The following is a 16,702-nucleotide window of genomic DNA, read 5'->3' as shown; positions in this document are numbered from 1 at the left end:
CTCACTCTGGCAGGCTGGGGGCATGGGGTTCCGGGTGCGCGAGTTCGAGCTGGCCCTGATGCACCGGATGCGCGACCTCAACGCCGGCCGGGTGGAGGACGCGCTCGCCGCCATGGGCGCGTCCGGGGCCGAGGTGCGGGCCGCGCACACCCACTGGACCCGGCTGGCCCACGCGGCCCGGGCTCCCAAGGGAGCGGCGGTGTTCCGGATGGCGCTGGGCCCGCCCCACCACGCGGGCCCGCGCGCGTTCGGCAGCCTGACCTGCGACGTGCACCGGTGGGCCCTGCCGTCGTGGCCGGGCCTGGAGTTCGAGGTGCTGACGGGGCCCGGGGGCGAGGTCTGGAACCAGTGGTTCGTCCGGCCCCGCGGCGGCGTGCGGCTGGCCTTCGCCGACCTCACCCCCTGGACGTGCGTCGTCGCCGACGTGGGCACGAGTTTCCCGGGGGCCACCTCGCTCGAGGGGCAGGCGCCGCACCACTGGTCGGTCGAGTTCGCCCACGCGGGCACGGTGTACCGTGCCCGCTTCGTGTACGGCCTCTACCAGCGTCTCGACCGGCCGGACGGCTGGGCGCCGCAGGCGCCGCCGCCCGCCGGCCGAGGGGCGGCGCGCTAGGCCGTGACGCCGGACTCCTTGGCGGCGCGGTCGATGGCCGCCAGCTCCTCGTGGGTGAAGTCGAGGTTGTCGACGGCGGCCACGTTGGCCTCCAGCTGCTCGGGGCTGGACGCGCCCACGAGCACCGAGGTGATGCGCGGGTCGCGCAGCGCCCAGGCGAGCGCGAGCTGGGCCACCGTCTGGCCACGCGCCTCGGCCAGTTCGGACAGCGAGCGCACGAACGCCAGCACCTCCGGCGTCACCCGGTCGGCCGTGAGGAAACGCCCCTCGGCGGCGCGCGAGTCGGCGGGGATGCCGTCGAGGTAACGGTCGGTCAGCAGGCCCTGCGCCAGCGGCGAGTAGACCACGCAGCCGACGCCCTGCTCCTCGAGCACTCCCAGCAACGAGTCCTCGATGCCCCGGTTGAGCAGGGAGTAGGACGGCTGGTGCACCAGGAGCGGGGTGCCGAGCTGGCGCAGCAGGCGGGCGGCCTGGGCGGTGCGCTCGGGGGAGAAGTTGGAGACGCCGACGTAGAGCACGCGCCCGGTGCGGACCATGTGGTCGAGCGTGGCCACCTGCTCTTCGAGCGGGGTGTCGGGGTCGTCGCGGTGCAGGTAGTAGATGTCGACGAAGTCGAGGCCGAGCCGCTCCAGCGACCTGTCGAGGGTGGCGAGCAGGTGCTTGCGGGAGTTGCCCTTGCCGTACGGGCCGTCCCACATGGGGTTGCTGCCCTTGGTCGTGACCACGACCTCGTCGCGCATCGACCGGGGGAAGATCCGGCCGAACGTGGACTCGGCGGCTCCCAGCGGCGGGCCGTACCGGTCGGCGATGTCGAAGTGGGTGATGCCGAGGTCGAGCGCCTTGTGCAGGATCGTGCGCTGGCTGTCGAGCGGCCTGCCTCCGCCGAAGTTGTGCCACAGGCCGAGCGACACGGCGGGGAGCAGGAGACCGCTGCGGCCGCACCTTCTGTACGGCTGGCGTTCGTAGTCCAAGGGTGTCCTTCCGGGGTAACGCGGACCAATGAAACGTTTTACGTAGCCAAGTTAAGCACCTCTTCCCCCTCGTCCGCCGCCACGCGTGCCGCGCCCGCGCGTGGCGTGGGTCGGCGGGCAGTTTCTTTACTGTTCTGTACAAAATACGGTAGCCTGCCCTTCATGGGCAGGCCACGCGAGTTCAGTGATGAGGCCGCCGTCGACGCCGCGATGGAGCTGTTCTGGGAGAAGGGGTACGAAGCGACCAGCACCCAGGACCTGTGCTCTCGCACGGGGCTCGGCCGCGGCAGTCTTTACAACGCCTTCGGCAGCAAGCACCGGCTCTACGAGACGGCGATCCGCCGCTACGCCGACACCAAGGGCGAGGCCCAGCTCGCGATGCTGGCCGAGCCCGGCTCCGTGCGTGACCGGCTGAGAGACCTGATGCTGGGCGTCATCGACGCCGACATGGCCGACCCCGGCCGGCGCGGCTGCCTGGCGCTCAACGCCGCCACCGAGTCGAGCGGGCGCACCGAGGCCGTCGCCGGGCTCGTGCGCCGCCAGTTCACCGACCTGGAGCAGGCGATCCTGCGGCTGGTGGAGGTCGGGCAGAGCACGGGCGAGCTGGCGTCCGACCGGCCGCCGCTCCAGGTGGCGCGCGCGTTCCAGAGCGCCTACTACGGCCTGCGGGTGCTCGCCAAGGTCACCGGCGACCGGCAGGCGCTGCTCGACGTCGTCGAGGGGGCCGTCGCCGCCCTGTGAACCCCGCGGGATCCGCCGCGGGGTTCGTGCTGCCGTCATTTTGTACAGATCAGTAAAGAATGGAGTCTTCGTGACCAGGATCAATGCCGGCGTGCCCGCGCTGATGCTCTGCGTCTTCGGCATCACGACCGGCGAGTTCGTCATCGCCGGAATCCTGCCCGACCTCGCCGAGGACCTGACCGTGTCGATCCCGGCCGCCGGGCTGCTGGTGACGGCGTACGCGATCGGGATGATCGTCGGCGGCCCGGCGCTGACGGCGCTCAGCGCCCGCTTCCCGCGCAAGCCGCTCATCCTGGCCCTGCTCGCGATCGCCATCGCGGGAAACCTGGCCTCCGCGCTCGCGCCCGCCTATCCCGTGCTCTTCGCCGCGCGGGTCATGACCGCGCTGGTGACGTCCACGTTCTTTGCCAACGCGATCGTCATCGCCGCGTCCACCGCGCCGCCGGACAGGCAGGCGTCCACCGTGTCCACGCTCGTCTTCGGGATGAACCTGTCGATGATCCTCGGCGCGCCCATCGGCACCCTCATCGGCGAGGCGCACGGCTGGCGGGCCACGTTCTTGGCCATCGCCGCGTGTTGCGCGGCCGGATGGATGCTGGTGGCGCGGCTGGTGCCGGACGTCCGCGCTGCCGCGCCGGCCACCTCCGCGGTGGTCGAGCTGCGCGTGTTCCGCAGGCGCGACGTTCTCCTCGCCATCGCCGTCACCGCCGTGGGCAACGCCGGGCTGCTCATGGTCTTCACCTTCTTCGCGCCCCTGGTCACCACCGTCACCGGGTTCGCCGCCGGCGCGGTCGCCGTCCTGCTGCTGGTGTACGGCGTGGGCGCGGCGGCCGGCAACATCGCCGGAGGCCGCCTGTCCGACATGTCGCCGATGCGGGCGCAGATCGGGCTGCTGGCCCTGCTCGCGGGGGCGCTCGTGCTCATGTGGGCGGGCAGCGGCAGCACGGCCGTCACGGCGGTGATGGTGTTCGTGGTCGGCGCGCTCGGCTTCTCCGTCATCCCCGGGATGCAGGCGCGGGTGCTGGCCACCGCCGCCGCCGCGCCCACGCTGGCCATGGCGGTGAACGCCTCCGCCTACCAGCTCGCCGCGGCCTTCGCCGCCTGGCTCGGCGGCCGGGTCATCGACGCCGGGCTCGGGCTGCGCTCGCTCTACCTCGTGGCGGCGGCCGTCACGGTAGCGGGCATCGCGGTGAGCGGTTACGCCTGGCTCCGCGACCGCGGGCGAGTCGTACGCGCCGGTTAACCGGCTCCCGGCTGGACGATCATCAGCACGACCACGACCGCCCACAGCAGGTTGTAACCGCCGGTGAGCATGCTCAGCGTGCGCAGCGCCGCCGGCTCGCCGGGCTCGGCAAGCGCGGCCCGCTGGCGGGGGACGATCAGCAGGGCCAGCAGGCAGCCCGCCGCGAGGGTCAGCACCATGGAGGCGACCAGCCACGTCTCGCTCATCCTGCCCTGGACGACGGCCAGCACGATGCCGGCCGCGGGCACCAGGACGGCGGCGATGCCGTAGCCGCGGCTGACGCGGTGGAGCGCTGCGGCCACGGCCCTGCTGCGCTCGCCGCCCTCCGCCGCTCCTGCGACCGGCGCGTACCGCGGGAACAGGCTCGCCGCGACGGCCGACCCTCCGACGAACAAGAAGCCGGCCAGCACGTGCACCGACAGCAGCAGACCCTCCACCGATCCTCCAGACGCCGAACGACCTTCAGTCGCCTTGAAGCTTAGCACGCAAGCTTCAAGGCGCCTGAAGGTGGTGGGGTCAGCCCGCGCCCAGGAAAGCCGCCCGCACCGCGTCGCCGACCTGGCGCTGGATCGGATCCGCCGCCGGGCCGAACAGCAGGTCGTCCACCCGCGCCACCACCTCCCGCGCCGCGTCGAGCAGCCGCGCCCCCTCGGCCGTGACCTCGATGGTCGAGGCCGACCCGGCCCGGGCGGTGCGGTCGCGCACCAGCCCGGCGGCGGCCAGCGCCTTCACCGCCGCGTGCACGCTCTGCACCGTGGTGCCCGACATCCGGGCCAGCTCGCTGAACGACACCCCGGGCATCCCGGCGATGTGGCCCAGCAGCCCCAGCCGGCCGACCGTGAGATCCAGCGGCGCCAGGGCGGCGCCCAGCTCGCTCTCGATGCGGCGGGCCAGCGTGAGCAGGACGATGGAGGTGCTGGTCACGGGCGGTCCGGGACGGTCGTTCTCGGCGGTCATCCCTTCAGTTTCCCGCAGCGCGGCACGGCCGCGTACCCCGGATCACGCCTTGTCCCGCGGCCAGGTGAGCTCCGGCCGCGCGGGACTGCCCTCGGGCTTCATGGCCGGCAGCCGGGCGGGATGGTGGTATTCGACCCGCACCTTGTAGAAGTCGGCGTCCGCGCGCGGCCGGCCGTCCTTGTCGAGCGCGGGCGTCACCTCCACCTCGGAGTAGGCGGTCAGCAGCGAGCCCGGGTCGAGGTAGTAGACCGCGTGGAAGCCGGTGCCCATCCCGCCGGTGTAGGAGTACGGATGGGTCTGCGGGTCCAGGCCCGACTTCTTGAACGACCACATGAGCGACTGGCCGCCGTAGTACAGGTCGTCGGCGCGCTTGACCGGCGTGTAGTCCACGGCGACCCGGAGATACTGCCGCCGTGCGGCGGTCCCACGGGCCCGGGCGGGTTGCCGCCGTGCGGCGGCCTTACGGGTGGCCCGCCGGGGTGCGGTGGCGGCCCGGCGCGGTGGGGTGGCGGCCCGGCATGCCGAAATCGATCCTGAGGTCCTCCCGGCCACTGCGCCATCTGGTCTTTCCCGTCACGTCGTGACTACTGGCCGGGAACGCTAGCAACACCCCCTGACGCTTCGAAAATGCTGGAAGTCTCGCCGACGGCTTTACCTGATCTTTCGGTGCCCGCTGGTTGAGTGACCACCGCGACGTTGATCGACCCCCTTGGAGGATCCATGAAAGCGAAGCTCGTGCTGGCCGCCCTGACCGCGCTCGTGTCCGTGACCGCTCCCGCAGCGCCCGCGAGCGCCGACCCCGCCGACCCCGCGCCCGGCGGGCCGCAGCGGCCCCACGAGGCGGACGTCGAGGGGCCCCGCAACATCGACTCCCTGGCGGTGACGGCGACCGCCGGTCCGGGCCGCGGTGTGACGCTCGCCTGGGACCGGCGCAGCCGTGCCGGCACCGGGCAGGTGCCCGCGGGCGCCAGGCGGTTCGTGTTCCTGTTCGACCGGTCGGTGCGCTTCAACCCTGACGCCTTCCCCACCTGCGACCGCGCCCTGATCGAGGAGAAGGGCGCGACCGCCTGCCCGGACGGCTCCCAGGTGGGCACCGGACTGGCCGAGTACGCCACCGGGGAGCCGCGCGAGGTGCTCGCCTTCAACACCCGGATCGGCCGCTCGCCCGGCGTGCTGGTCGTGCTGCCCTCCACGGGCGTGGTGCTGGAGCAGACCCTGGAGCGTGTGTCGCGCCCGTACCGGAAGGACTACCGGTGGGCGCTGGACGAGATCCTGCCGCCGAACGACACCCCACCCCAGGAGCGCGCCGGCACCACCAGGTTCCGGCTGTCGTTCGGCGCCACCCGCGAGCACCACGGCCGCACCGTCGGCTTCGTGGAGACCACGGCCAGGCCCGGGTCGGCGCTGACCTTCGGGTTGTGGAGCGAGTTCGTCACGGGCCAGGTGCTGGTGCCGGTCGCGAAGGCGCGGCTCGGTCGCTGAGCGGCGGGCTCACGTGCCGGTCGGGACGTCGCGGCCGTCCGCTGAGCGGCGGGCTCTCCTCCAGGGCGCGTCGTTCGCCGAGGCCGGGGAGCCGGTCGTACGGATGCCGGCTCACCCGGTGCCGTCACCGTGGTCGAGCAGGCGGCGCTGCTCCTCCTCGATCACCTGCCGGGCCAGCGCCTGCTCCGAGATGTCCACCGCGTCGGCCGCCGACTCGGCCAGGTCGCTGCGCCGGGCGTAGGCGTCGAAGAGCCGCGACTTGCGGTGCAGGATGTCCAGCATGCGCTGGTCGACCGAGTCGACCGTGAGCAGCCGGTGCACCTGCACCTTGCGGACCTGTCCCATCCGGTGGGCGCGGCCGATCGCCTGGGTTTCCATGCTCGGCTTGACCTGCGGCTCGCACAGGATCACGACGGAGGCGGCCTGCAGGTTGAGCCCCACCCCGCCCGCCTGCACCTGGCTGAGCAGCACCGCGTGGCCCTTGGCCGCGGAGAACTCGTCGACCACCTGCTGCCGGCGCGCGGCGCCGACGTCGCCCGACAGCGGCCCGTGCGCGCGGCCGTTCAGCTCCGCCCGCACGCGGGCGAGCACCGCGCGGAAGTAGGAGAACACGACCACCTTGAGCCCGTTGGCCTCGGCGTCCTCGACGAGTTCGAGCAGGCGCTTCAGCTTGGCCGAGGTGGAGGGCTCGGCGTAGGCGGCGCGGCGCATGGCCATGAAGTTGCCGTCGGACACGGCCTGCCGGTAGGCCGCGAAGTCGGCGCCGCTGAACTCCACCCACTCGTCCGCGTCGACCCGGTCGGGCAACTCGGCCAGCACGTCCTGCTGGTTGCGCCTCAGGTAGACGGGCGCGACCGCCTTCCTGAACGCCTGCGCGCCCGCCACCATGTCGCTGTTGCGCAGGCCTGCGGCCAGCTCGGGCCGCAGGTAGGAGACCAGCACGCGGAACTCCTCCACGCGGTTCTCCATCGGCGTGCCGGTCAGGAAGAGCACCCGGTCGACGCGCCGGCACCATGAGGCGACCGTCTGGGACCGCTTGGCCTGCGGGTTCTTCACGTAGTGGGCCTCGTCCACGACGAGCAGGCCGGGCACGGCCTCCGTGCCGAGCCGGTGGAGGCTGTCGAGGGTGACCACGGCGACGCCGCCCTGCCGCTCCCACTCCTGCTGGGCCGCGAGCCTGTCGGGCCCGTGCAGCGGGTGGGCGCGCAGGGTGCTGCGCGACTCGATCTCCCGCACCCAGTTGATCAGGACGCTCGTGGGGCACGCCACCAGGAAATGTGTCGCCCCCTCCGCCCTGAGGTGCGCCATCACGGCGATGGCCTCGATCGACTTGCCCAGGCCCATCTCGTCGCCGATGATCACGCGTTCCTGGGCGAGGGCGAAACGGGCGCCGAACGCCTGGTAGCCGCGGAGCGACACCCGGCGGCAGGTGTCGTCGAGCGGCTGCCCGCCGACCTTGGCCGCCAGGTCGTCGGGCAGCGAGGTCTCGCCCGCCGGCAGGGGTTCCCCGGCGAGGTCGGTCAGCAGGCCGAAGTATTCGGGGGAGCGGGACTCGAAGTCCGCCCACGCCTCCGGGTCGGACGCGGGCGGGCGCAGCAGATCGGTGGTGACCTGGGCGAGCAGCAACGGTGTCTCCGCCGAGGCGTCGAGCAGGCCGGAGATCTCGGCCAGCGCGTCGCGTGCCCGCTGCCGCCGCTTGGGCAGCGTGAACCACATGCGCAGGCGGCTGCGCGCCGGCCTGGCCGCGGCCAGCAAAGGCCCCAGCCGCCCGTCCAGGTCGCGGGCGGCTGCGACGGCCCGGGGCAGGTCGGGGCCCACCCGCACCAGGCGGTGCAGGGCGATCACGAGGTCGGTGACCGGCTGGTCGTGGTGCTCGACGTCGATGCGGACGCTCGCGGCGTCGGCCGCCGCCCGCTCGATCTGCCGGGCGGCCGCGTGGATGTGGCCCGCCGTCCGCGCGCCGATCCCCGGAAGCAGCTGCAGCCGGTACGCCGAGGCGTCCAGCACCTGCCGCACGGTGGTGTAACCGGCCTTCTCCAGGGTGGCGACGCGCAGCCGGCCGTCGGTGACGTCTTTCAGCCGGGAGATCGGGACCGACTCCAGCTGCGTCCTGGCCGCGTCGAGGCGCACCTTGTCGAGGGCGGCCGCGGCCTGCCGGTGCACGACGGCGTGCTCGCCCAGCAGCGCGCGTGCGGCGGCGAGGAGACGGTCCGCTTCACGGAGTTCCACCGAACCTAGGATGCCGTCGCCGAGGTTGCGACCGTGTAACGGCCCGCCCGGGCGAGTCCTGGCACGGGCGGCCGATGCGATGCGCCACTATTGCAACACTCTTGCAATAGGAAGAACTTCGCTTTAAGGTCGCGAGCATGAAGCGAAGATCGGCACTGTTCGGGGTGTTTGTCCTGGCGTTGACCGCGTGTTCGGCGCCCTCGCAGCCGCCCGCGGCTCCGGCCGCACAGAACACCGCCGTGCTGGGCCTCAGCTCGGAGCCCGACTCGCTCAACCCGGTTCTCGGCTACGCCCCGGACGGGGGCTCGCTGATCTTCGACGGGCTCGTACGGCGCACGCCCGACCTCAAGCTGCGACCGGCTCCGGCCGAGTCGTTGCCGGAGGTGGACGGGGAGAAGGTCGAGTTCAGCACCCACGAGCCGCCCGGAGGGCGCGGGTCACAGCTCGAGGGCGCGGTCGAGGAGGGATTGCAGGGTGACCGCGCCGGCCAGCCTCCCGTCGTCCACGACGGCCACCAGCGGGCTGCGCGTACGCGCCATCAGCGCCGCCAGCTCCAGCACCGTCGCCGTCATGTCGGCAACCGGCAGCTCGCGCGGCTGCTCCGGCAGGCACTCCCGGACGGAGCGGCCCCCGAGCTGCCGCAGGAAGAGGTCGGCATGGGCCTCGTCGACCACCCGGGCCAGCGCCGGGTCGTCCCGGCAGTAGGCGGGCACCGCCAGGCGCAGCACCTGCGTGCCGGGCAGGATGCTGACCGGCATCCCGGCGTCGTCGACCAGGATGAGCCCGGGCAGATCGCGCTCGGCCAGCAGCCTGGCCGCCTCCAGCGCCGGCGTGTCCATGGTGACGGTGGGGAACTCGACCGTGAGATCGCGTGCGCGCATCATGACCTCCGCAGCTGGAGCCTGGTCCTCATGGCAGCTCCGCGAAGCGTTCGACCTGTTCGGTACGGCCGGAGACGAGGACCACGTCCCCGTAGGACAGCTCGGTCTCCGCGGTGGCGTAGGTGAACTCCTCGCCCGGGGGCTTGACCGCCACGATGGTGACCCCGTACTTGCGGCGCAGGTTGGACTGGCCGAGCGGGATGCCGACATATTCCTTGGGCGGCGTGGTCTTGGCCAGCGCGAAGTCGTCGTCCACCTGCATGTAGTCGAGCATCCGGCCGCTGACCAGGTGGGCGACCCGCTCGCCCATGTCGTGCTCGGGGAAGACGACGTGGTGGGCGCCGATGCGGCTGAGGATGCGGCCGTGCTGGGTGCTGATGGCCTTGGCCCAGATGTCGTTGATCTCCAGTTCGACCAGCAGCGACGTGGTCAGGATGCTGGCCTCGATGTCGCTGCCCACGGCCACCACCGCCTGGTAGAAGTCGGACACTCCGAGCTGGCGCAGCGCTTCGATGTCGGTGGCGTCCGCGGTCGCGATCTGGGTGATCCGCCCGGCCAGGCTCTGCGTGATCTTGGGCCGGCTGTCGATGGCCAGCACCTCGGTGCCGCGCCGGGTGAGCTCCAGCGCCAGGGACGTACCGAATCGCCCCAGCCCGATGACGACGACGGGGTCGCCTTTGTACTCAGCCAACGATGACTCGCTCCTCGGGTAGCTCGTAGTGGCGGGCGCGCCTGTTGAGTGCCAGGGCCGAGCCCAGGGTGAGGGGGCCGATCCGGCCGATGAACATCAGCACCGTCAGGAGCAGGTGCCCGGCCGTGCCGACTTCCGGGGTGATGCCGGTGGACAGGCCCGCCGTGCCGAACGCCGAGATCACCTCGAACAGCACCTGGTCCAGCCTGTGGGGGGTGAGCGCGAGCAGCGCGTACGTCGACACGGTCACGAGCGCGACGCCCATCACCGTGATCGTGACCACCTGGCGCTGCGTGGTCTCGGGAAGCCGCCGGTGACCGATGTTCACCCTGCTCTCCCCGCGGAGCTCGGCCCAGACGATGAACGCGAGCATCCCGATCGTGGTCACCTTGATGCCGCCCGCGGTGCCGGCGCTGCCCCCGCCGATGAACATCAGCAGGTCGGTGGCCAGCCAGCTCGACGGGTACATCTGCCCGATGTCGACGACGTTGAACCCGGCCGAGCGCGGCATCACCGACGTGAAGAAGGCGGCCAGCAGCTTGCCGCCGTCGTCGAGCGGGCCGAACGTCCGGGGGTTGCGCCATTCGGTGGCCAGGAAGACGAGAGTGCCGAACACCAGCAACGTCACGGTCACCGCGACGGTGATCCTGGTCAGCACCGTCCATCTGCTCGGATGCCGCCATGACCGGGCCAGCTCGAACACCACGGGGAAGCCCAGCCCGCCGACGATGGCCGCGGTCGCGATGGTCAGGCAGATCCACGGGTCGGCGACGAACCGGATGAAGTTGTCCGGCCAGAGCACGAACCCGGAGCTGTTGAAGGCGGAGATCGCGTGGAAGGCGCCCAGATAGGCGGCGCGGCCTAAGGACTCGCCGTAGCCGATGACGAAGCGGCCGGTGAGCAGGACGGCGGCGACGGCCTCGCAGGCCAGGCTGAACAGGAAGATCTTGCGCACCAGCTTGCGCACGTCGCTCATGCTCAGCGTCTTGGTCTCCGTCTGGGCGGCGATCCGCGCCCGCAGTCCCAGCCGGCCCGAGATGAACAGGGTGAACAGGGTGGCCAGCGTCATGATCCCGAGGCCGCCCGCCTGGGACAGCCCGGCGATCACCACTTCGCCGAACGCCGACCAGTGTGACGCGGTGTCGACGACGGCCAGCCCGGTGACGCAGACGGCAGAGGCGGCGGTGAACAGCGCGACCACGGTGTCCGTGGCCTCGCCCTCTTCGGTGGCGATCGGCAGCGAGAGCAGGGCGGTGCCGACGGCCACGGCCAGGCCGAACGCGGCGACCACGAGCTGGGCGGGATGCCGGATTCTGGCTGGAAAGGGCGGTGTCGCGCCCATCATCGATCGCCGCCCCGCATGTCACGCATCGTGCACGCCCCTAGGGAAACCTCAGCAGGCAGTCGAAGCCGAGAGACTTCCCCTGCTCACAGCGCACTACGGTAACAGCCTTCCAGGGCGCCGGCGCACCAGAGTCGTCCGCCCGTGAACACCCCCCGCGTCACTTGAGTGGATCATGGCCCCAGTTCATCAGCGAGTAACGCCACCTGGACGCCGTGACGTCGCCGGAAGGGCGCTGCGCGAGGTGGCGGTGGACGTAGCCGACGACCTTGTTCATGTGGTCGTAGTCGTCGTCCGTCCAGTCGCCCTTCTTCTTCCGGAGGAGGTCGACGATCCTCCTGCCGGACTCGTGGCCGACCGACTCGCCGCCGCCGTCCTTCTGCCCCACCGCCAGGGACTCGTCGGTGGCCAGCCAGCGTTCGAGCTCGCCGGCGGTCATGTTCACGGACTTGCCGAACTCGGCCGCGACCTGCCGGCGGTCCTCGCTCACGAGCCTTCCTTGCGCAGCGCCGACGGCTTGTGCACGGCCTTCTTGCCGCTCTTCTCGCTGCGCACCACGTACTGGGGCTCCTCGGGAGAGGCCGCGACCGTGCGGCCGGCCTCCTTCTGCCTCTTGGTGAGCTTCTTCTCCACCTTGCCCTTGGCGGTGGAGCCGTGGCTGCGCCAGGTGACCTCGTCACCCTCGGCCGGTTCCTTCTTCTTTGCCATGCGCTCCGGCTACCCGGCGCCCACGCGGGTAGCCCCGGCGCACCCGTTCTTTACCCGGACGCGGGTCACGCTGCCCGGCCGGAGCCGGTCCCGTAGGTTGAGGCCATGCCAGACGACGCTCCCCTTCCGATGACCGTCGCGGAGACGATCGCCGCGGAACGTGCGGGCCGGCCACTGAAGTTCCTCTTCTTCTGGGGCCACCGGCCGGCCCGCGACGGCGGCCCAGGCCCGGGCTGCCTCAGCCAGTGGTGGCCGGTCACGTTCCACGAGGACGGGCACACGTACGCCTCGGCCGAGCACTACATGATGGCGCACAAGGCGTGGTTGTTCGGTGACGAGGAAAGCGCGGCCAAGATCCTCGCCGCCGGCCACCCGGGTGAGGCGAAAGCCCTCGGCCGCACCGTGCGCGGCTTCGACGAGGCGACATGGGGCACCCACCGCTACGGCATCGTGGTGCGGGGGAGCATCGCCAAGTTCGGGCAGCACGCGGAGCTGGCCGCGTTCCTGCGGGGGACGTCGAACCGGGTGCTGGTGGAGGCGAGCCCGCTCGACCGGGTGTGGGGCATCGGACTGGCGGCCACCGACGAGCGCGCCGCCTCGCCCGCGACGTGGCCGGGCCTCAACCTGCTCGGCTTCGCTCTCATGGCCGCCCGCGACGCGCTCCGCCAAGCCACCACGCCATGACCGCGATCACCTCGCGCCGGACGCTCCCGCCGCCGGGCCGCGATCACCCCGTCGCGCCCTGGTCGTGACGCCGCGGCCACACCGTCGCTTCACCGCCGATCAACCGGAGGGAAAGCGGAGGTAGCCGGGCGGCACGTGGTCGGCCAGCCACACCCCGTTGGCGCTGCGCAGGAACACGTGCCCGTCCCTGTGCATCGCCCCGGCCGCCACCACGAGCACCACGGGAACGCCCCGGCGGCCGCCCACCCGCGTAGCCGTCTCCCGATCGGGCGACAGGTGCACGTGGTGCCGGCTCATCGGCCGCAGCCCCTCCTCCTTGATCGGCGCCACGAACCGCCGCACGGTGCCGTGATAGAGCGTCTCGGGAGGCGCGACGGCGGGCAGATCGAGGTCGACCGGCACCGAGTGCCCCTGGTTGGCCCGGATGCGGCCGTCCGCCATCGTGTAGCGCCGCTTGTCGTTGGTGGCGACGACCTGGCCCAGCTCCGCCTCCGTGAACGGGAACCCGTGCGCGGCGGCGGCCCGCAGCAGCTCGTCGACCGGCGTCCATCCCTGGGCGTCGAGCGCCAGCCCGATGCGCTGCGGGTCGTGCCGCAGGTGCCGGGCCAGGTATTTCGAGATCCGTGTCTGGCGACGCTCGTCCACCACCCCATCGTCCCGCGCCCGTCAACCGCTTTGCCCCAGCCATTCAACGGGGCCATTCAACGGCCGTGCGACGGGCCATGGCGGGCGACGTCAGCTCTCGAGGCTGAGAGCCAGGCGCCGGGCCAGGCCGGTGTTCCTGCGCCGGCCCACCCGGTGCACCGCCAGCTCCAGCGCCTCGCGCTGCCCCACCAGCACGACCCACGCCTTGGCCCTGGTGACCAGCGTGTAGAGCAGCTTGCGCCGCAACATGACGCCTCCGGCCTCGGCCACGATCGGCGCGACCACGAACGGGTATTCGCTGCCCTGCGAGCGGTGCACGCTGATGGCGTAGGCATGGGTCAGATCGTCGAGCTCGTCGAACCCGTAGCGCACGCTCTCGCCGTCGTCGGTGCGGATCTCGATCATCCGCTCCTCCGGGATCACCGCGGTGACGGTCGCCGTCTCGCCGTTGAAGACGCCTTTGTCGTAGTTGTTGCGGATCGGCATGACCCGGTCGCCCACCCTGAACACCGTCGCCCCCGACCAGTGCTCGGCCTTGCCGTCGGCGGCGGGGTTGAGCTGGTCCTGGATCAGCCGCCCGAGCGCGGCGGCGCCCGTCTCGCCCCGGCGCATCGGGCACAACACCTGGACCTGGCCGGGCTCGACCTGCTGCTTGCGCGGGATCGCCACCATCGCCAGGTGGGCGACCCGCCGGGCGACCTGCTCGGGATCGTCGAGCTCCTCGAACCAGAACCCGCCCCCCACCGCGGGCGACCGGCCGGCGCGGATGCGGTGGGCGGCGTCGATGATGCCGCTGCCGCCCGCCTGCCGGAAGACGTGGGTGAGCTGGACCCGCGGGATCTCCGTGACGCGCAGCAGGTCGGCCAGCACGTCGCCGGGACCGATGCTCGGGAGCTGGTCGCTGTCGCCGATCAGCAGCAGGTGGCTGCCGGACGGCACGGCCGCGGTCAGCCGGGTCGCCAGGTGGAGGTCGAGCATGGACGCCTCGTCCACCACGATGAGGTCGGCCCGGGCCGGCCGCTCGTCGAACAGCGTCTCGGGGTCGGGATCGGGCTGCTGGGCGAGCATCCGGTGCACGGTCATGGCCGGCAGCCCGGTGAGCTCGGACAACCGCTTGGCCGCCTTGCCCGTGGGCGCGGTGAGCGTCACCGTGCCGCCCGCGGCCCTGACGGTGGTCGCGATGGCCTTCACCGTGTGGCTCTTGCCGCACCCCGGGCCGCCGGTGAGGAGGGAGAGCGTGCTGGTCAGCGCCATGTTGACGGCGGCGCGCTGGTCGTCGTGGAGCTCAGGGTCCTCCCGGAAGGCACGCAGCGGCAGCGTGGAGCGGGCGCGCGCCAGCCGGGTGAGCTGCTCGGTCAGCGCCACCTCGCGGGCGTGGACGTGCTTGGCGTAGGCGACCGCCTGCCCGGGCCGGTCGGGGGCGGTCTCCACGACCAGCCGGCGCTCGCCCACGAGCGCGTCGACCATCGGCCGCACCAGCTCCTCATCCTGCTCGATCAGCTCCGCCGTCTCTCTGACCAGGGCGGCGACGGGGACGAAACAGTGGCCGTCGCGGTTGCCCGCCGCCTCGACGCGGTCGAGCAGGGCCGCCTTGACCCGCTGCGGGCTGCGCTCGGGCACCCCCGACTGCAGCGCGATCCTGTCGGCGACCCGGAAGGCGATGCCCCTGACCCGCCCGATGAGCGCGTACGGGTCGGTGGCCAGGACCTCGTCGGCGTCGGGACCGAACACCTGGTAGATCTTCGCGGCCAGCAGCGGGCTGACCCCCAGGCCCTGCAACGTCACCATGAGCGCGGCGATCGCCTTCTGCTCCTGCCACGCCTGGACGATCTGCCCCTGCCGCTGCGGCCCGATGTTGACGACCTCGGTGAGCCGCTCAGGCTCGGCGTCGATCACCTTGAGCGTGGCCTCGCCGAAGTGGTCGACGATCGCGTACGCCAGCCGCGGCCCGATGCCCCTGATCAGCCCCGATCCGAGATAGATGCGGATGGCGCGGACCGAGGAGGGCGTCACCCGCTCGCACGCGCTCACCGCGAACCGCCTGCCGTGGCGCGGATGCCTGCTCCAGTCGCCGGACAACCGCAGCGTCTCGCCCGGCTGCACCCCGCCCAGCGCCCGCCCGGTGGCCACGAAGCCGGGCACACCGTCGGCGCTCATGCGCGCCACGGTGTATGCGTCCTCGCGGACGTAGACGAGCTGCTCGACCGACGCCTCCACAGCAGGGATCCAATCACCCGCCACCGACAGTCGTCCAAACGCCGGGCGCCGCGGACAGCGTCGGCGCGGGCCCGCGGGCCTGGTGGCGCTCCGTCAGGAATCCGTGTCCGCGAGGACGTCCAGGCACTCGCGGGCGAGCTGCAGCTCCTCGCGCACCTGGACCACCAGGACGGGCACGGCGGCGCCGGGCGCGCTGACCGGCCCGTCGTCGTGGCGGTTGCCGCGTACGGGCGGCAGCACGCCGAGCAGGCCGAGACGGCCGCAGACGGCTTCGCGCACCTCGGGCTGGTCCCAGCCGATCTCCCCGGTGAACACGAGGGCGTCGATCCGCCGGAGCGAGGTGGCCGCGGCGGCGATCTCCCTGCTCACCCGGTGGGCGAGCACGCGCAGCGCCAGCCCGGCCGCGTCGTCACCGTCACGCTCGGCCTTGACCAGGTCGCGCGTGTCACCGGACAGGCCGTCGGACAGGCCGAGCAGCCCCGACCGCCGTTCCAGCCCTTCGCCGAGCTCCGCCACCGACAGGTGGCCCTCCGACAACAGCCACACCAGCATCCCCGGGTCCACGCTGCCCGAGCGCTTGCTCATGGGCAGCCCGTCGAGCGGAGTGAACCCCATCGAGGTGTCCAGGCTGCGCCCGCCCGACACCGCGCACACGGAGCAGCCGCCGCCCAGGTGCGCCAGCACCAGGTCCAGCTCCTCGAGCGGTCTGCCGAGCAGGTCGGCCACCCGTCTCGCGGCCCAGGCGTACGACAGGCCGTGGAAGCCGTACCGGCGCAGGCCGTGCCGCCGGCGCCATTCGGACGGCAGCGGATAGACCGCCGCCGCGTCCGGCAGGCCGGCGTGGAAGGCGGTGTCGGGGCAGAGCACGTGTGGCACGGCCGGCAGCTGCTCGCGGGCCGCGTCCAGCAGGGCCAGCGCGGGCGGCAGGTGCAGCGGCGCCAGGCCCGTGACGCCGCGCAACGCGGCGACCGTCTCGTCGTCGGCGACCGCCGGGGCGCGGACGACGTCGCCGCCGTGCACCAGCCGGTGCGCCACGGCCCGGATGTCGCGGTCGAAGTGGCCGCCGAGGAACGCCGACAGCGCCTCCCCCGCGGCGCCCGGGTCGGCGGCGCGCTCGGCGTGCGCGCTGTCGAGCACGCTGCCGCCCTGGACGAGATCGAGGCGCAGGCTCGACGAGCCGGCGTTCACGGTCAGGATCGCCGCGGAGTCCGTCGTCTGTTCGTCCATGGCCCGCCCCATGACCGCCGCGCTACCCGGCAGCGGTCCCGCAAAACTGGGCAAATCAAGGCTCCGTCTGG

18 protein-coding genes are annotated in these 16,702 nt (G+C 72.4%); 5 read left to right on the top strand and 13 right to left on the bottom strand.

What is annotated here, in order from left to right; all coding sequences use genetic code 11:
* Window positions 1-22: 22 nt before the first annotated feature.
* Window positions 23-613 carry a hypothetical protein gene (locus ACTWPV_RS34605; protein WP_443154985.1) on the top strand — a complete coding sequence of 197 codons (591 nt, stop codon included), beginning with the start codon at window positions 23-25 and terminating at the stop codon, window positions 611-613.
* Here the strand turns inward: ACTWPV_RS34605 and ACTWPV_RS34600 are convergent.
* Window positions 610-1,584 carry an aldo/keto reductase gene (locus tag ACTWPV_RS34600; RefSeq protein ID WP_443154984.1) on the bottom strand — a complete coding sequence of 325 codons (975 nt, stop codon included), beginning with the start codon at window positions 1,582-1,584 and terminating at the stop codon, window positions 610-612. The two genes, ACTWPV_RS34605 and ACTWPV_RS34600, sit on opposite strands and share 4 nt — an antisense overlap.
* A gap of 162 nt (window positions 1,585-1,746) precedes the next feature.
* On the opposite strand from ACTWPV_RS34600, the gene ACTWPV_RS34595 reads away from it, so the two are divergent.
* The gene (locus ACTWPV_RS34595; RefSeq protein WP_443154983.1) at window positions 1,747-2,325 is read left to right on the top strand and encodes a TetR/AcrR family transcriptional regulator; all 579 of its coding nucleotides are present in this window, start codon (window positions 1,747-1,749) and stop codon (window positions 2,323-2,325) included.
* A 70-nt stretch (window positions 2,326-2,395) separates the two neighbouring features.
* Window positions 2,396-3,568 carry an MFS transporter gene (locus ACTWPV_RS34590; protein ID WP_443154982.1) on the top strand — a complete coding sequence of 391 codons (1,173 nt, stop codon included), beginning with the start codon at window positions 2,396-2,398 and terminating at the stop codon, window positions 3,566-3,568.
* Here ACTWPV_RS34590 and ACTWPV_RS34585 read toward each other — a convergent pair.
* From ACTWPV_RS34585 to ACTWPV_RS34575, 3 genes are all read right to left on the bottom strand, one after another.
* Entirely contained in the window at window positions 3,565-4,005 is a 441-nt protein-coding gene (locus ACTWPV_RS34585; RefSeq protein ID WP_443154981.1) for a hypothetical protein, read from the bottom strand. The genes ACTWPV_RS34590 and ACTWPV_RS34585 overlap by 4 nt on opposite strands.
* 79 nt (window positions 4,006-4,084) lie before the next feature.
* Window positions 4,085-4,525: a MarR family winged helix-turn-helix transcriptional regulator gene (locus ACTWPV_RS34580; RefSeq protein ID WP_347647426.1), complete on the bottom strand. Its 441-nt coding sequence runs from the start codon at window positions 4,523-4,525 to the stop codon at window positions 4,085-4,087.
* A 42-nt stretch (window positions 4,526-4,567) separates the two neighbouring features.
* Entirely contained in the window at window positions 4,568-4,915 is a 348-nt protein-coding gene (locus tag ACTWPV_RS34575; RefSeq protein ID WP_443154980.1) for a hypothetical protein, read from the bottom strand.
* A gap of 330 nt (window positions 4,916-5,245) precedes the next feature.
* Between ACTWPV_RS34575 and ACTWPV_RS34570 the strand changes: the two genes are divergently transcribed.
* Window positions 5,246-6,007: a hypothetical protein gene (locus ACTWPV_RS34570; RefSeq protein ID WP_443154979.1), complete on the top strand. Its 762-nt coding sequence runs from the start codon at window positions 5,246-5,248 to the stop codon at window positions 6,005-6,007.
* A gap of 111 nt (window positions 6,008-6,118) precedes the next feature.
* On the opposite strand, the gene ACTWPV_RS34565 is transcribed toward ACTWPV_RS34570, so the two are convergent.
* From ACTWPV_RS34565 to ACTWPV_RS34540, 6 genes are all read right to left on the bottom strand, one after another.
* Window positions 6,119-8,236: a DEAD/DEAH box helicase gene (locus tag ACTWPV_RS34565; protein WP_443154978.1), complete on the bottom strand. Its 2,118-nt coding sequence runs from the start codon at window positions 8,234-8,236 to the stop codon at window positions 6,119-6,121.
* A 437-nt stretch (window positions 8,237-8,673) separates the two neighbouring features.
* Entirely contained in the window at window positions 8,674-9,117 is a 444-nt protein-coding gene (locus ACTWPV_RS34560) for a CBS domain-containing protein (RefSeq protein WP_443154977.1), read from the bottom strand.
* A gap of 28 nt (window positions 9,118-9,145) precedes the next feature.
* Complete coding sequence (locus ACTWPV_RS34555) at window positions 9,146-9,808, bottom strand: potassium channel family protein (RefSeq protein WP_347647436.1); 663 nt, start codon at window positions 9,806-9,808, stop codon at window positions 9,146-9,148.
* Window positions 9,801-11,153 (bottom strand): TrkH family potassium uptake protein, encoded by a 1,353-nt coding sequence (locus tag ACTWPV_RS34550; RefSeq protein ID WP_347647437.1) that lies wholly within the window; start codon window positions 11,151-11,153, stop codon window positions 9,801-9,803. The genes ACTWPV_RS34555 and ACTWPV_RS34550 overlap by 8 nt, the downstream gene beginning before the upstream one ends.
* Window positions 11,154-11,310: 157 nt before the next feature.
* The gene (locus ACTWPV_RS34545; RefSeq protein WP_347647438.1) at window positions 11,311-11,640 is read right to left on the bottom strand and encodes a DUF3140 domain-containing protein; all 330 of its coding nucleotides are present in this window, start codon (window positions 11,638-11,640) and stop codon (window positions 11,311-11,313) included.
* Complete coding sequence (locus tag ACTWPV_RS34540) at window positions 11,637-11,858, bottom strand: DUF2945 domain-containing protein (protein ID WP_443154976.1); 222 nt, start codon at window positions 11,856-11,858, stop codon at window positions 11,637-11,639. Before ACTWPV_RS34540 ends, ACTWPV_RS34545 begins: the two co-directional genes overlap by 4 nt.
* 105 nt (window positions 11,859-11,963) lie before the next feature.
* On the opposite strand from ACTWPV_RS34540, the gene ACTWPV_RS34535 reads away from it, so the two are divergent.
* Window positions 11,964-12,542 (top strand): NADAR family protein, encoded by a 579-nt coding sequence (locus ACTWPV_RS34535; RefSeq protein ID WP_443154975.1) that lies wholly within the window; start codon window positions 11,964-11,966, stop codon window positions 12,540-12,542.
* A gap of 99 nt (window positions 12,543-12,641) precedes the next feature.
* On the opposite strand, the gene ACTWPV_RS34530 is transcribed toward ACTWPV_RS34535, so the two are convergent.
* From ACTWPV_RS34530 to ACTWPV_RS34520, 3 genes are all read right to left on the bottom strand, one after another.
* Complete coding sequence (locus ACTWPV_RS34530) at window positions 12,642-13,187, bottom strand: RNA 2'-phosphotransferase (RefSeq protein ID WP_443154974.1); 546 nt, start codon at window positions 13,185-13,187, stop codon at window positions 12,642-12,644.
* Between the two features lie 90 nt (window positions 13,188-13,277).
* Window positions 13,278-15,404, bottom strand: coding sequence for an SF1B family DNA helicase RecD2 (gene recD2, locus ACTWPV_RS34525; RefSeq protein ID WP_443154973.1), 2,127 nt, complete (start codon window positions 15,402-15,404; stop codon window positions 13,278-13,280).
* Between the two features lie 93 nt (window positions 15,405-15,497).
* Window positions 15,498-16,631, bottom strand: a complete 1,134-nt coding sequence (locus ACTWPV_RS34520) for an acetate/propionate family kinase (RefSeq protein WP_443154972.1) — start codon at window positions 16,629-16,631, stop codon at window positions 15,498-15,500.
* Window positions 16,632-16,702 lie beyond the last annotated feature (71 nt).

This window comes from Nonomuraea sp. KM88 (genome assembly GCF_052245635.1).
Taxonomy (GTDB): Bacteria; Actinomycetota; Actinomycetes; order Streptosporangiales; family Streptosporangiaceae; genus Nonomuraea.
Note: the sequence above shows the minus strand (reverse complement) of the source record. Positions and strands in the feature narration are given on the sequence as shown.

What these genes read in the sequence shown, in the direction of transcription:
- ACTWPV_RS34605 (WP_443154985.1), top strand. Translation starts at nt 23, where the DNA reads ATGGGGTTCCGGGTGCGCGAGTTCGAGCTGGCCCTGATGCACCGGATG.
- ACTWPV_RS34595 (WP_443154983.1), top strand. Translation starts at nt 1,747, where the DNA reads ATGGGCAGGCCACGCGAGTTCAGTGATGAGGCCGCCGTCGACGCCGCG.
- ACTWPV_RS34580 (WP_347647426.1), bottom strand. Translation starts at nt 4,525, where the DNA reads ATGACCGCCGAGAACGACCGTCCCGGACCGCCCGTGACCAGCACCTCC.
- ACTWPV_RS34570 (WP_443154979.1), top strand. Translation starts at nt 5,246, where the DNA reads ATGAAAGCGAAGCTCGTGCTGGCCGCCCTGACCGCGCTCGTGTCCGTG.
- ACTWPV_RS34560 (WP_443154977.1), bottom strand. Translation starts at nt 9,117, where the DNA reads ATGCGCGCACGCGATCTCACGGTCGAGTTCCCCACCGTCACCATGGAC.
- ACTWPV_RS34550 (WP_347647437.1), bottom strand. Translation starts at nt 11,153, where the DNA reads ATGATGGGCGCGACACCGCCCTTTCCAGCCAGAATCCGGCATCCCGCC.
- ACTWPV_RS34540 (WP_443154976.1), bottom strand. Translation starts at nt 11,858, where the DNA reads ATGGCAAAGAAGAAGGAACCGGCCGAGGGTGACGAGGTCACCTGGCGC.
- ACTWPV_RS34535 (WP_443154975.1), top strand. Translation starts at nt 11,964, where the DNA reads ATGCCAGACGACGCTCCCCTTCCGATGACCGTCGCGGAGACGATCGCC.
- ACTWPV_RS34520 (WP_443154972.1), bottom strand. Translation starts at nt 16,631, where the DNA reads ATGGACGAACAGACGACGGACTCCGCGGCGATCCTGACCGTGAACGCC.